Source organism: Streptomyces sp. NPDC002754, assembly GCF_053592315.1.
The window spans coordinates 78,746-92,421 of record NZ_JBSFVM010000027.1 but is presented as its reverse complement, the minus strand read 5'-3'; the positions used below and the strand labels follow the sequence as shown (position 1 = coordinate 92,421).

At 71.9% G+C, this 13,676-nt stretch carries 10 protein-coding genes; 7 read left to right on the top strand and 3 right to left on the bottom strand.

Features of this window, described 5'->3' with window-relative positions:
* Positions 1-405: 405 nt before the first annotated feature.
* The gene (locus ACWD2L_RS33265) at positions 406-1,704 is read left to right on the top strand and encodes an aminotransferase class I/II-fold pyridoxal phosphate-dependent enzyme (protein ID WP_351346080.1); all 1,299 of its coding nucleotides are present in this window, start codon (positions 406-408) and stop codon (positions 1,702-1,704) included.
* A complete protein-coding gene (locus tag ACWD2L_RS33260) occupies positions 1,701-2,756 on the top strand; it encodes an MBL fold metallo-hydrolase (protein ID WP_351346083.1) in 1,056 nt (351 codons plus the stop codon). Before ACWD2L_RS33265 ends, ACWD2L_RS33260 begins: the two co-directional genes overlap by 4 nt.
* Positions 2,757-3,091: 335 nt before the next feature.
* On the opposite strand, the gene ACWD2L_RS33255 is transcribed toward ACWD2L_RS33260, so the two are convergent.
* Positions 3,092-3,721, bottom strand: a complete 630-nt coding sequence (locus ACWD2L_RS33255) for a DedA family protein (RefSeq protein WP_351345546.1) — start codon at positions 3,719-3,721, stop codon at positions 3,092-3,094.
* A gap of 34 nt (positions 3,722-3,755) precedes the next feature.
* Positions 3,756-4,529, bottom strand: a complete 774-nt coding sequence (locus tag ACWD2L_RS33250) for an MBL fold metallo-hydrolase (RefSeq protein ID WP_351345531.1) — start codon at positions 4,527-4,529, stop codon at positions 3,756-3,758.
* Positions 4,530-4,617: 88 nt separating this feature from the next.
* On the opposite strand from ACWD2L_RS33250, the gene ACWD2L_RS33245 reads away from it, so the two are divergent.
* From ACWD2L_RS33245 to ACWD2L_RS33235, 3 genes are all read left to right on the top strand, one after another.
* On the top strand, positions 4,618-5,043 hold the full coding sequence (locus ACWD2L_RS33245; RefSeq protein WP_351345534.1) for a hypothetical protein: 426 nt from the start codon (positions 4,618-4,620) through the stop codon (positions 5,041-5,043).
* Positions 5,044-5,317: 274 nt separating this feature from the next.
* Positions 5,318-7,516: an alkaline phosphatase family protein gene (locus tag ACWD2L_RS33240; protein ID WP_351345537.1), complete on the top strand. Its 2,199-nt coding sequence runs from the start codon at positions 5,318-5,320 to the stop codon at positions 7,514-7,516.
* A gap of 90 nt (positions 7,517-7,606) precedes the next feature.
* Positions 7,607-9,007 carry an amino acid permease gene (locus ACWD2L_RS33235; RefSeq protein WP_351345540.1) on the top strand — a complete coding sequence of 467 codons (1,401 nt, stop codon included), beginning with the start codon at positions 7,607-7,609 and terminating at the stop codon, positions 9,005-9,007.
* Positions 9,008-9,078: 71 nt separating this feature from the next.
* On the opposite strand, the gene ACWD2L_RS33230 is transcribed toward ACWD2L_RS33235, so the two are convergent.
* Positions 9,079-10,707, bottom strand: a complete 1,629-nt coding sequence (locus tag ACWD2L_RS33230; RefSeq protein ID WP_351345543.1) for a DUF6345 domain-containing protein — start codon at positions 10,705-10,707, stop codon at positions 9,079-9,081.
* A 584-nt stretch (positions 10,708-11,291) separates the two neighbouring features.
* Between ACWD2L_RS33230 and ACWD2L_RS33225 the strand changes: the two genes are divergently transcribed.
* On the top strand, positions 11,292-11,720 hold the full coding sequence (locus ACWD2L_RS33225; RefSeq protein WP_351342780.1) for an OsmC family protein: 429 nt from the start codon (positions 11,292-11,294) through the stop codon (positions 11,718-11,720).
* 96 nt (positions 11,721-11,816) lie between these two features.
* The gene (gene dnaK / locus ACWD2L_RS33220) at positions 11,817-13,676 is read left to right on the top strand and encodes a molecular chaperone DnaK (RefSeq protein WP_351342778.1); all 1,860 of its coding nucleotides are present in this window, start codon (positions 11,817-11,819) and stop codon (positions 13,674-13,676) included.

Here is a 13,676-nt window from a genome sequence, read left to right as displayed (position 1 = left end):
TCAATCGCCGGCGGGGCTTGATAGATCACGCCCCAGCGGCGGAGGGGCATTTCAAGCCCCTGCGGCGATTGAGCAGCGGGGTCCGGGGCAGAGCCCCGGCCTTCCGGCCCGGCCGACGTTTGAGCCATTCCCGCCCCGCCCACGCTTGAGCCCTTCCAGCCCCGCCGGCGTTTGAGGCGCGGGGTCCGGGGCGGAGCCCCGTGGGCGTGTGACCGGTCGTCTCCCGTCACCCGCCCCCTCCGGGGGCGCCGGCCCGACGGGGTGGCGGCAGCCCGGTGCGGCGCGCCCTATGGACGGCCCCCGCCCCGGCGTAAGCGTGGCGTGGCGCGCGCGGATGCCCGGGGAGGTGTGACGCTGGAGGCAGTGACCACCACCCGTACAGCGAGCGGACGGCACGGAGGCAGCATGCGGCACTCGGAACCCACGGCCAGGACTTCAGGAGCCGGCGCCGCGCGGGCCAGGGCCCCTGAGGGCCGTGGGCCGGTGCGATACGGACCACCGCTGCCCGAGCCCGGCCTCCCGGTACTGCCGGAACTCGCCGCCGTCGCCGCGAGCGCCGCGGGGCGCCCGGACCCGGTGCCGCCCGGCGGGCCGCCCGCCCTGCTCGAAGCGGCTTGCGGCTACTGGGAGCGCCGCGGCCTCGGCACCGAACGCGAGCAGGTCGGCGCGGCGCCCGGCGCGGCCCCGCTGCTGCTCGCCCTCACCGCCGCCCTCGGCGGCGACGTCCTCGTACCCCGCCCCTGTTCGGCCTGGTGGGTGCCGCAGGCCCGGTTCCTGGGCCGCGCCGTGTACCACGTGCCGACGCCCGCCGAGTGCGGCGGCGTCCCCGACTCGACGGCCTTCCTGGAGACCGTCCGCCGGGTCAGGGCCGAGGGTGGCGACCCCCGCCTCCTCGTGCTGTCCGTGGCCGACGACCCGACGGCGACTGTGCCGCCGCCAGAGGTGCTGCACGAGGCCGTGGAGGCGGCCGCCGCCGAGGGGCTGCACGTGGTCAGCGACGAGACGTGGCGGGACACCATGCACCCGGGCGCGGACTCCGTCCTGTTCAGCCCCGCCGAGATGTACCCGCGCGACGTCACCGTCCTCAGCGACCTCACCGGCGCGTACCTGCCGCCCTCGCTGCCCGCGGCCTGCGCCCGGTTCCCCGCCACTGACCTGGGCGCCGCGCTGCACGCCCGCGTCCTCGACTTCCTCACCGCCACCGGTGCGCTGCTCGCGGCCCCGGTCGCGGCGGCGGCCACGTACGTCCTGAACGAGACCGAGGAGATCACCGAACGCCGCCGGGCCGGCGCCGCCCTGCACGCGCGGGTCGCCGGGGCCGCGCACCGCGCCGTGCTCCGTGCGGGCGGCCTCGCCAGGCCGCCGCGGGTCGGCCGGCACCTCTACATGGACCTGGAGGAGCTGCGGCCCCGGCTCGCCGACCTCGACGTCCGCGACTCCCAGGACCTGGAGGACCTCCTCGGCGACCGGCTCGGCATGCCGGTCCCCGGCGGCCACCGCTTCGGCGACGAGCAGGGCGCGCTGCGGGTGCGCCTGTCGACGGGACCGCTGCTCGGGTCAACCCCAGAGGAACGCCGCGCGTCCCTCACCTCACCGGAGCCCTTGGAATTGCCGCACATCGCACGGCTGTTGACCATGGTGGAGTCGACGCTCCGCGCCATCGGCGGGGAACCGGCACGCGAAGGATGGGAGACCGAGCGATGACGCAGGCGTCCGAAGCACCGTCGGCCGTACCGCGGGGCGATGCGACCGCACCCGCGCGGCCCCTCGTCGAGCCGCGGCCGCTCGGCGGGTCGGACACCGGAGTGCCGGACGTACCGCGCCGCTGGCCCAAATCCTTCGCCCAGCGGCTGACCGCACCGCTGCCGGGCCTGCGGTCCTTCGCCAGGTTCGCCCGCGAGGGCGCGCTCCGGCCGCCCGCCGAGAGCCTGGCCGACATCCCGCACCTGCCCTTCGAGCCGGGCCCGCTGCCGCAGGTAGACGCCTGTACGGCGGCCGTCACCTGGGTCGGGCACGCCAGCTGGATCATCCGCATCGGCGGCCTCACGGTCCTCACCGACCCCGTCTGGTCCCGCAAGATCCTCGGCACCCCGGCCAGGGTCACCCCGCCCGGCGTCGCCTGGACCGCGCTGCCGCCTGTCGACGCGGTCGTCATCAGCCACAACCACTACGACCACCTGGACTGGCCGACCGTCAGAAGACTCCCGCGCGACACCCCGGTCCTCGTTCCCGCGGGTCTCGCCCGCTGGTTCACGCGGCGCGGCTTCACGCGGGTCACGGAGTTGGACTGGTGGGAGGCGGCGGAACTGAACGGGGTCCGCTTCGACTTCGTGCCGGCCCACCACTGGTCCAAGCGCAGCCTCGTCGACACCTGCCGCACGCTGTGGGGCGGCTGGGTGCTCACCGACGCCGCGGGGCAGCGGATCTACTTCGCGGGCGACACGGGCTACGGCCGCTGGTTCTCGCAGATCGGCCGCCGTTACCCGGGTATCGACCTGGCGTTGCTCCCGATCGGGGCGTACGACCCGCGGTGGTGGCTGAAGGACGTGCACTGCGACCCGGAGGATGCGGTGCGGGCCGCGCAGGACGTGGGGGCGCGGCGGATGGCGCCGATGCACTGGGCCACGTTCCTGCTGTCGGCGGAACCGGTCCTCGAACCCCTCCACCGACTACGCGCCGCGTGGGAAAAAACGGGCCTGCCCCGCGCCTCCCTCTGGGACATCCCGGTGGGCGCCTCCCGCACCCTGCCAACCTGAGGCCCACCCGTCGCCCCGACCCCGGGGCTCCGCCCCGGCCCCCGCTCCTCAATCGCCGGAGGGGCTGGATTTGGGGCTCCGCCCCACACCCCGCTGCTGCTCAATCGCCGCAAGGGCTTGAAATGGGAACTTCCGCGACTCTTGAAATGGCGACTCCCGCGGGTCTTGGAATGCCGAGCACCGCGGGACTTGATCTGTCGATCGCCGACGGGGGTGGATCCATCAAGCCCCGCCGGCGATTGAGGCGATCTTTCCAGCCCCGCCGGCGTTTGAGGCGCGGGGTCCGGGGCGGAGCCCCGAGGCCGTAACGACGGACGGGCCGAACCCCCGGAGGGCTACGCGTGTTGGCTGCCCGACTCACGCCCCCGCAGCCGACGCCACACCCCCGGCCCCGCACTGATCAGCACCGTGAGGCCAATCGCCGCGACAACCCCCTGCCACGGCTCCGGAAAGAGCGAACCACCGAGGATCCCGATGACCTGGTACGTCGCCGCCCACGCGAGACACGCGGGAACGTCACCGCGGGCGAACTGCCGCAGCGGCATCTTCGCCAGCAAGCACGCCAGCATCACGGGAATCCGCCCCGCGGGCACGAGCCGCGACAGGACAAGCACCATCACCCCATGGTCGGAGAGCTTGGCCTGCGCCTGCGCGAGCCGCTCCTCGGGGGCCCGCGAACGGATCGCCTCCAGCCACTTCGACCCGTTCTTGGAGCGCATGCCGCGCCGCCCCAGCCAGTACAGGACGACATCGCCGAGGAACGCGGCGAGCGCGGACACCGCGAAGACGAACAGCAGCGAGAGCGGGCTGCCGTGGTGGAACGCGACGACCGCCGCGGAACTCACGAGCGCACCGGTCGGAATGACCGGGACGAGCGCCCCGAGGAAGATGAGCAGGAACAACGAGGGGTAGCCGACGGCCTGTTGGGTCGACTCGGGCGGCACCTGGGTCGCGGCGGAGAGGATCACCGGCGCGCCCCCGACAGCCTGCGCAGCCGTCTCATCCGGCCACCTCGGGACATACGCTCTCGCCCTGGTCGAGCCGGTGCACCGCCACGCCGGGCGCACGCAGCGCCGCCTGCCGGACGAACTCGTCGCCCGGCGCGTGGAATTCGTGCGGCCGCACCGCGTCCATGCCGATCGGCCAGTACGTCCCGTAGTGCACGGGCACCGCACTGCGCGGCGCGATCCGGGCGAGCGCCTCGGCGGCCCGGCCCGCGTCGAGATGCCCGGACCCGAGGTAGGGGCCCCAGCCGCCCACCGGCAGCAGCGCCACATCGACCTTGCCGACGGCGTCCTCCATCCCGTCGAACAACCCGGTGTCACCGGCGAAGTACGTACGGGCCTCACCGTTCACCACGTAACCGAGCGCGGGGGCGATGTGCGGACCGACGGGCAGCCGCCGCCCGTCGTGCTCGGCCCGCACCACCTCTACCGCCACGTGTCCGACCTCGACGCGCTCGCCCGCCTCCACCTCGATGATCTTCAGCGCGCCGAGCTTGCGCAGCGCGGGCACGGCGCGCGGGGCGCCCTTCGGCACGAGCACCCGCGTACCGGGCGCGAGTCGGGCGAGCGAGGGCACGTGCAGGTGGTCGGCGTGCAGGTGGGAGACGAGGACGACATCCGCCTCCGCGGCGCGCGGCGGCGGGGCCGCGCCGCCCCGGCGGCGCAGATGTGCGAGGCGCCGGGCGAAGAGCGGGTCCGTGAGCACGCGCGTGCCCGCGTCCTCGATGGTGCAGGTGGCATGACCCCACCAGGTGATCTCCACCGGCACGCGCTCCTCCTTGTGCTCCTTTGGCGACTCCCCCGAGCCTACGTGCAGGAGTAGGGTCAACGCCGAAAGCTGTGGTGAGGGGGGACGCATGGGGGCATCCGACGGGGGCGACCGAGCGGTGCGGGTCGCGGCGATCGCCAGCCTGATCCCGCTGGAGGAGTTGGACGCCGACCCCTTCCTGGTGGACTCGCGCAGCCAGCACGCCATGTGCGCGCGCTGGGCCGCCGAGCGCGGCTACGTGGTCACCCGTGAGCTACTGGTCCACGCGGTCCGGCCCGACCACGAGGTGCTGTGGGCGGATGTCGACGCGGGCCTCGTCGACGTGTTCGTCGCCCCGTGCGAGAGGGTGTTGCGGGCGGCGCTGGGGTCTGTCGACGCGTTTGCGCGGGAGTGTGCGCGGCGCGGTGTCCGTCTGGAGACGGCGGGCCTCGCGGAACCCGCGTACGACGCGGACATGAAGGCCCGCGTCCACCGCCGCCTCTCCATGCCCACGGCAGGCTACGACGGCTGCTGACCCCGTCCCCGGGAGCACCCACCCGCCCCCCGGCCCCGGGGCTCCGCCCCGGACCCCGCTGCTCAATCGCCGCAGGGGCTTGAACAACCGACCCCCGTCGGGCTCGGATGATCCAGTCCCCGCCGAGCTCAGACGATCCAATCCCCGGCGGGGCTTGATCTTTCCAGCCCCGCCGGCGTTTGAGGCGCGGGGTCCGGGGCGGAGCCCCGTGGCCGTGACCACGGGTGGCCCCAAAAGGTATGAAACCCTGACCACACCTGATCACACCTGACCAATGAGGGGAGCCGGAGACGTGGCCGGAGGCCGTTGGTGGACGCGCGCGGCAAGCACAACCTGGCGATCGGCCACGGTCTGGGCCGCCTGCACCCTCACCATGATGATCCTCGCCGGGCTGCTACCCGACTTCAAACTGACCTCCGCCGACGGCGACAGCATGACCCGCGTCGCCATCACCGCCGCCCTCGCCGCCGCCGCCTTCGCCCTCCTCTCGGCCCTGGTCTGGCCGCTCCTCGTCCGCGCCCTGCTGCTCGTCCCCGCGCTCGTCCTCGGCCTCGGCGTGTTCTTCCTCAACGGCGCCGTGCTGCTCATCGCGCTGCACCTCATCCCGGACGGCAGGGGAGAGGCCGGCCCGGAGACCGCGGTCGTCGTGGCCGCGGTCATGTCGGCCGTGGCGTCCGCGACCGGCGGTGCGCTCGCCGTCCGGGACGACGACGCGTACCGCAGACGCCTGTACCGGCTCGCTGACCGCAGGCGCCGCAGGGGCTCCGACGCCGACACCACCTGCCCGCCCACCCCCGGCACCGTCTTCATCCAGCTCGACGGTGTAGGACACGAAGTGCTGCGCCGCGCCGCGCGCGACGACGTCATGCCGACGGTCAACTCCTGGCTGCACGACGGCAGCCACCGCCTCACCCCGTGGCGCACCGACTGGTCGAGCCAGACCGGCGCCAGCCAGCTCGGCATCCTGCACGGTTCCAATTACGACGTCCCGGCCTTCCGCTGGTACGAGAAGGACACCGGCGAGACGCAGGTGTCCAACCGGCCCACCAGCGCCGCCGAACTCCAGCGCCGCGCCGTCGCGCACACCGGCGACGGCGGCCTGCTCACCGTCGACGGCGCCAGCCGCGGCAACCTGTTCAGCGGCGGCGCGGAAGAGGTCGCGCTCGTACTGTCCGTGGCCGCCCGGCGCGGCAAGGAGAACCGCTCGCGGGCCGGTTACTTCGCCTACTTCTCCGACCCGGCGAACGCCGTCCGCACGGCGCTGTCCTTCTTCGCCGAGGTCGGCCGCGAGATCGGCCAGTCCACGCGGTCCCGCCTGCGCAAGGAGCGGCCCCGGATGGGGCGCGGCGGCCTGTACCCGTTCATCCGCGCCTTCGCGACCGTCGTCGAACGGGACGTCGTCGTCACGGCCGTCATCGGCGACATGCTCGCGGGCCGCAGCGCCGTCTACGCCGACCTCGTGGCCTACGACGAGGTGGCGCACCACTCGGGACCGTTCGGCCGCGACGCCCGGAAGGTGCTCGAACGCCTCGACCGCTCGCTCGCGCTGCTGGTCAAGGTCGCGGACCACGCGCCGCGCCCGTACCGCATCGTCGTCCTCTCCGACCACGGGCAGAGCCCCGGCGAAACCTTCAGGGGCCGCTACGGGCTCACCCTCCAGGACCTGGTCCGCGCGGGCTGCGGACTGCCCGTACCCCGCCGCGCGAGGCGCACCCGCAGCGGCGCCGAGGCCCGCGCCGCCGTGCGGGCAGCGCTGCGCCGGCCCGTCGAGGAGGGCGCGGGCAAGGGCCGCCGCAGCGAACCGATCGTGCTGGCCTCCGGCAACCTCGGCCTCGTCTCGTTCCCCGACGTCCCGCACCGCATGACCCGCGAGGAGATCGACGCCCGCAACCCGGCCCTGCTGCCGACCCTCGCCAACCATCCCGGCATCGGCTTCCTGCTCGTACGCAGCGAGGAGCACGGCGCGGTCGTGCTCGGGGCCCGGGGCGCCGACGTGCCGCTGGCCGAGCTCGCCGATGGCGAGGGGCCGCTCGCCGACTTCGGTCCGGGCGCCGCCGACGCCGTGCGCCGCACCGACTCCTTCCCGCACACCGCCGACATCATGGTCAACTCCATGTACGAACCGATGGACGGCGAGGTCCTCGCCTTCGAGGAGCAGATCGGCTCGCACGGCGGGCTCGGCGGCGCCCAGAGCCGGCCGTTCCTGCTCTCGCCCGCGGAGCTGTCCGAACCGGTGCCGAAGGACGAGGAACTGGTCGGCGCCGAGCAGGTGCACCGGGTGCTGCGCCGCTGGCTGACCGAGGGAAGCGGACCGCAGATCCCGATGCGGGTCACACCGCTGTCCCTGGACCCACCTGCGAAGAAGCCGCTTGAGCGGCCCGTGGAGAACCCTGTGGAGAATTCCCTCCGGCGAGATCCCGGCGGTGGATCTTTTGCGGCCACGCCCCCCGAGCCGCAGGACAATTCCGCCTGATTTGGAGCGCGGCGGGAGCCCACCGGACCATGGGCCCCGTCACCCGGCGATCCCGAGGTGGCTCAGCACGATCGAGAGGCACTTCCCCCCATGCTCGACACCGGGACCGCCCCCGCTCCCGATACGGCCCCGGCAGCGGACGAGGACCAGAACCAGAGCGGCAGCAAGCACGCCCGCAGGTTCGGTCTCCCCATCGCGACGGCCCTGGTCATGGGCAACATCATCGGCGGCGGCATCTTCCTGCTGCCCGCCTCCGTGGCCCCGTACGGCACGATCTCGCTGGTCGCCTTCGGTGTCCTGACGGTCGGCGCCATCGCCCTCGCGCTCGTCTTCGGACGGCTCGCGAAGCGGCACCCGCAGACCGGCGGCCCCTACGTCTACGCCCGTGAGGCCTTCGGCGACTTCGCCGGGTTCCTCGCCGCGTGGAGCTACTGGATCACCTCGTGGGTGTCGAACGCGGCGCTCGCCGTCGCCGCCGTCGGGTACCTCGACGTACTCCTGCCGATCCACGGTTCGACGTTCTGGACGATCGTCGCCGCACTCGCCTGCCAGTGGCTGCCCGCGCTCGCCAACCTCGCCGGCACCCGCTACGTCGGCGCCGTCCAACTGGTCTCCACCGTCCTGAAGTTCGCGCCGCTGGTGCTCGTCGCGGTCGGCGGCCTCTTCTTCTTCGACGCCGACAACCTCGGCCCGTTCCAGGCCGGCGGCGGGGACTCCCCGGTCGGCGCGGTCTCGGCGTCCGCCGCGATCCTGCTCTTCAGCTACCTGGGCGTAGAGTCCGCCTCCATGAGCGCGGGCGAGGTCCGCGACCCGGAGCGCAACGTCGGCCGGGCCACGGTCCTCGGCACCGGGCTCGCCGCCCTCGTGTACCTGCTGTGCACGGTCTCCGTCTTCGGCACCGTCGCCCACGACAAGCTGGTGGACTCCACCGCGCCGATGACCGACTCCGTCAACGTCATGTTCGGCGGCACCTGGGGCGGCACCGCGGTCGCCATCGCCGCGGTCGTCTCGATCCTCGGCGCGCTCAACGGCTGGACGCTGCTCTCCGCGCAGGCGCCGTACGCCCCCGCGAAGGACGGCCTGTTCCCGGCGGCGTTCGCCCGCAAGAAGCGCGGCGTCCCGACGTTCGGCGTCCTCGTCGGCGTCGCCCTCGCCTCGGTCCTGACCATCTACAACTACACGGCGGGATCCGAGGGCGTCTTCGAGAGCCTCGTGCTCATCACGACGTTCACGGCGACGGTCCCGTACCTCCTCGCCACGGCCGCGCAGATCTACTTCCTGCTGTCGGGCCAGGGCCACCGGGTGAGCAAGAGCCGCCTCGCGCGCGACATGACGCTCGCGCTCGTGGCGTTCGGCTTCTCGATGTGGCTGGTGGGCGGCGCGGGCTACGCGGCCGTCTACCAGGGTGTCATCTTCCTGTTCGTGGGCGTCCTCGTCTACGCGTGGATGTCGGCGCGAAAGAAGCGCAGTTCAAGCCCCTGCGGCGATTGAGCAGGTCTTTCAAGCCCCTCCGGCGATTGAGGCGCATCTTTCAATCGCCGGAGGGGTTTGTGTGGCGTGAGCTACCTCGCGATGGGCGCCACCACCCACCTCAGCTTCCGGAACATCTCGTCCCGCCCCCCGATCTCCACCAACTTCCGCGCCGCGGGATACGCCTCGTTCCCCTCGATCTCGTACCCGACCTCGAGGGACCCGGGCACGTCCCTGACCTCCAGCTGCGCCTCGATGTCGACCGCGGAGCGCGAGCCGTCCGCGGCCATCGCCGCCAGATGGGAGATACGCCGCTGCTGCGCCTCGTCGAGCGCCTGCCGCGGGTCCCGCGAACCGGGCGAGGCCAGCGCCTGCTGACCCTTCCCGGATGGCGGCGCGACCGCGGAGGCGGGCGTGCGGGTCTCGCCGGTGGGCGTACGCGTGGACAGGGTCGCCTGGACGACCGTGCCGTCGTTGTCGAGCGCGACGCGGAACTCGCCGCGGCCCGGCGTGATCACCGGTACGCCGTCGAAGGCCTGCCGGAACGTGACGTGGGTCTGCAGCGACACCGGCTCACCGATCTGCGAGCCGTCCTTCTTGCCGCTGTTCTGCATCAGGTCGTGCACACCGTCCACGACCAGCTCGACGCCCTCCGCATGCTCCTGCACGAACCGCTGCGCGAGTTCGACGGCGCGCTCGGTCGGCAGCTGCCGCGTGTTGCGGTGGTTGGCGTCGGCGAGCTTCACCCAGCGCACCGCCTGCGGCGCCGTCGAGACGAACCGGTCGCCCGAACTCGCGCTGAGCACGCCCTGCCGCTCGACCTGCACCTCTTGCAGCGCCGCCGCCGGGAAGTGCGCGAGGCGGCCGGCCGCGGTGAGCTCCTCGCTCGGGTCGCGGGGCGCCAGCTGCACGATCTGCGGACTCTGCGGCGCCTGCGTCAACGGGTCGCGCAGGCCCTGGCGAGCGTAGTACCAGCGCCACGCATACCAGTTGTCGGGGACGTGGTCCCGGTAGAAGTTGCGCTCGGAGTTCAGCCGGTTCTGCGCCTCCGCCTGGGTCGAACCCGTGGCGCACACCGAGGGCGCCTGACCGTGGTAGATGTCCCAGCTTGCGTTCAGCCATGCGTCGCAGAACGTCTGGCCGGCCCGCCACTTCTCCCAGAACTTCTTGCCGTAGTCGCCGCTGTCGATGCTGGTCGTCTCGAACCCGAAGATCATCCGGGAGCCGACGTTGGGCCCGGCCCAGGTGCGGACGGGGGAGTGCCCGTCGAGGACGCGCAGCGAGTTGCACGTCGACCAGAACACGTAGTTGGCCTTCTCGTTGCCGAACGCCATCCGGTTGGAGATCGCGTCCGAGCGGTTGTCCCACTGGGCGCCGAGCGGCGCGAAGAACACGCCGTTGCCGTCCATGCCGCCGTGCCCCGAGTGGTACACGGCGACGACGGCGTCCACGCCGTACCGGTCCTGCCAGTTGTCGTACGTCTCTTCGTACGCCCACACCTGGACGCCGCTGTCGGCGAACCAGAAGTTGCGGTCGTAGAACTGCTGGAGGTACGCGAGCCAGCCGGTCGCGTCCTCGTGCGTGTGGGAGAGCGGGTTCTGGTTGACGAACTTCTGGATGCTGAACGCGCCCCACCAGCCGAACGTCGAGTCCCGGTCGGTCGCGCCAGGTTTCCCGGTCTCCAGTGGTGACGGACCCTGGTCCGCGTAGATCATGCGCATGGTCTGACCCCCTGCGAAGCCCCCTGAGCCCCCCTGGCCGGGAGGCCCAAAATGTCACCACCAGGCCCCTTTGCCCAGCACCCTTTCCAGCCACACATCCGGAGAGCCCACCCGGCGTCACGCCACGGGGCTCCGCCCCGGACCCCGCGCCTCAATCGCCGGCGGGGCTGGAAAGATCCCCTCAAGCGCCGGCGGGGCTGTAAAGATCGCCTCAATCGCCGGCGGGGCTGGAAGGGCCGCCTCAAGCGCCGGCGAGGCTGGGAAGGACCGCCTCAAGCGCCGGCGAGGCTGGGAAGGACCGCCTCAAGTGCCAGCGGGGCTGGAAGGACCTTCCCAATCGCCGCAGGGGCCGAAAAGACCGACTCAAGCGTCGGCGAGACTGGAACGATCGTCGGCGGGGCTTGATCTATCAAGCCCCGCCGGCGATTGAGGCGATCTTTCCAGCCCCTGCGGCGATTGAGCAGCGGGGTCCGGGGCAGAGCCCCGCAACCGCGAGCACGGCTCCCGCAAACAAGACCCCGCCACCCCGGATGTGATCGGATGGAACGGCACACGTACACCACCAACCCGGGAAAGGACCCCCCGTGGCAACGACCCGCTCCGCCCACACCGTGTGGGAAGGCACCCTCTTCGAGGGCACCGGCACCGTCACCTTCGACTCGTCCGGCATCGGTCAGCAGCCGGTCTCCTGGCCGTCCCGCGCCGAGGAGGCGAACGGCAAGACCAGCCCGGAAGAGCTGATCGCCGCCGCGCACTCCTCGTGCTTCTCCATGGCACTCTCCAACGGCCTGTCCGGCGCCGGCACCCCGCCCACCAAGCTGGTCACCTCCGCGGACGTCACGTTCCAGCCGGGCGAGGGCATCACCGGCATCCACCTCACCGTCGAGGGCACCGTCCCCGGCCTCGACGAGCAGGGCTTCCAGGCGGCCGCGGAGGACGCCAAGAAGAACTGCCCCGTGAGCCAGGCCCTCACCGGCACGACGATCACCCTCGCCGCCAAGCTCGACGGCTGAGCGTCCACCGCGCTCTTGACGTAGGCCCGCTCACGCCCTGTGCTGGATCCGGACGTGAGCGGGCCTTCGCGGAGAATGCGGAAATGGGGACGCGTCATGGGGCGTGCGGTAGGTATCGATCTCGGTACGACGAACTCGGTGGTGGCCGTGCTCGAGGGCGGTGAACCCACCGTCATCGCCAACGCGGAGGGCGCGCGCACCACGCCCTCGATCGTCGCCTTCGCCAGGTCGTCGAGCGCCGAGGTGCTCGTCGGCGAGGTCGCCAAGCGGCAGGCCGTGACGAACGTCGAGCGCACCGCGCGCTCCGTCAAACGGCATATGGGGGAGGGGAGTTGGCGCTTTCCCGACACCGGTGACATCGACGGTCACCGCTACAGCGCCCAGGAGCTCGCCGCCCGCGTCCTGCAGAAACTCAAGCGCGACGCCGAGTCGTACCTCGGCGAGGACGTCGCCGAGGCCGTCGTCACCGTGCCCGCGTACTTCGACGACGCGCAGCGCCAGGCCACGAAGGAGGCCGGCGAGATCGCGGGCCTGAAGGTGCTGCGCATCGTCAACGAGCCGACCGCCGCCGCGCTCGCGTACGGACTCGACAAGGGCGACGAGCAGACGGTCCTCGTCTTCGACCTGGGCGGCGGCACCTTCGATGTCTCGCTCCTGGAGATGGGCGAGGGTGTCATCGAGGTCAAGGCCACCAATGGTGACACCCAACTCGGCGGCGACGACTGGGATCAGCGGATCGTCGACCATCTCGCGCGGCAGTTCAAGAACGCCCACGGCATCGACCTCGCCGGCGACAAGATGGCCGTGCAGCGGTTGCGCGAGGGCGCCGAGAAGGCCAAGATCGAGCTGTCCTCGTCCAGCGAGACGAACATCAACCTGCCCTACATCACGGCCTCTGCCGCGGGCCCTCTGCACCTCGACGAGAAGCTGACGCGCGCTCAACTCCAGGAACTCACCGGGGACTTGCTCGACCGCTGCAAGAAGCCCTTCCATCAGGCCGTCAAGGACGCGGGCGTCGAGCTGAAGGACATCGACCACGTGATCCTGGTCGGCGGGTCCACGCGCATGCCCGCCGTCACCGAACTCGTCAAGGAACTCACAGGGAAGGACCCGCACAAGGGTGTCAACCCGGACGAGGTCGTCGCCGTCGGCGCCACGTACCAGGCCGGTGTGATCCGCGGCGACGTGAAGGACGTACTGCTGCTCGACGTCACCCCGCTCTCCCTCGGCATCGAGACCAAGGGCGGGGTTATGACGAAGCTGATCGAGCGCAACACCACCATTCCCACCCGCCGTTCGGAGAGCTTCACGACCGCCGCCGACAACCAGCCCTCCGTCGGCATCCAGGTCTTCCAGGGCGAGCGGGACATCGCCGCGTACAACAAGAAGCTGGGTGTCTTCGACCTCACCGGTCTGCCGCCCGCGCCGCGCGGTGTGCCGCAGATCGAGGTCACCTTCGACATCGACGCCAACGGGATCATGCACGTAGGTGCCAAGGACCTCGCCACGGGGCGCGAGCAGAAGATGACGGTGACCGGTGGCTCGGCGCTGCCGAAGGACGAGATCGACCGGATGATGCGGGAGGCCGAGGCGCACGCCGAGGAGGACCGCACGCGCCGTGAGGCGGCCGAGGTCCGCAACGAGGCGGAGCAGCTCGTGTACCAGACGGAGCGCTTCGTCCGGGACAACGAGGAGCGGGTCCCCGTCCAGACGCGGACCGAAGTGGAGGACTCTGTACGGGAGTTGAAGACCGTACTGGAGTCCAAGGAGCCGACCACGCAGGAGTTGCGCGAGGGGGCTCGCAAACTCGCCGAGGTGAGCCAGCGGATGGGTCAGGCGATGTATCAGGCGGCCGCGTCGTCCCAGGAGGACGCGCCGCCGACGCAGGGCCAGGACGCGCCCCCGGGGGACGACGTGGTCGACGCCGAGATCGTGGACGACGACAACAAGACCTGA

Bases quoted from the DNA above. Each gene is read 5' to 3' on its own strand.
- ACWD2L_RS33265 (WP_351346080.1), top strand. From the start codon at position 406: ATGCGGCACTCGGAACCCACGGCCAGGACTTCAGGAGCCGGCGCCGCG.
- ACWD2L_RS33260 (WP_351346083.1), top strand. From the start codon at position 1,701: ATGACGCAGGCGTCCGAAGCACCGTCGGCCGTACCGCGGGGCGATGCG.
- ACWD2L_RS33245 (WP_351345534.1), top strand. From the start codon at position 4,618: ATGGGGGCATCCGACGGGGGCGACCGAGCGGTGCGGGTCGCGGCGATC.
- ACWD2L_RS33240 (WP_351345537.1), top strand. From the start codon at position 5,318: ATGAGGGGAGCCGGAGACGTGGCCGGAGGCCGTTGGTGGACGCGCGCG.
- ACWD2L_RS33235 (WP_351345540.1), top strand. From the start codon at position 7,607: ATGCTCGACACCGGGACCGCCCCCGCTCCCGATACGGCCCCGGCAGCG.
- ACWD2L_RS33230 (WP_351345543.1), bottom strand. From the start codon at position 10,707: ATGCGCATGATCTACGCGGACCAGGGTCCGTCACCACTGGAGACCGGG.
- dnaK (WP_351342778.1), top strand. From the start codon at position 11,817: ATGGGGCGTGCGGTAGGTATCGATCTCGGTACGACGAACTCGGTGGTG.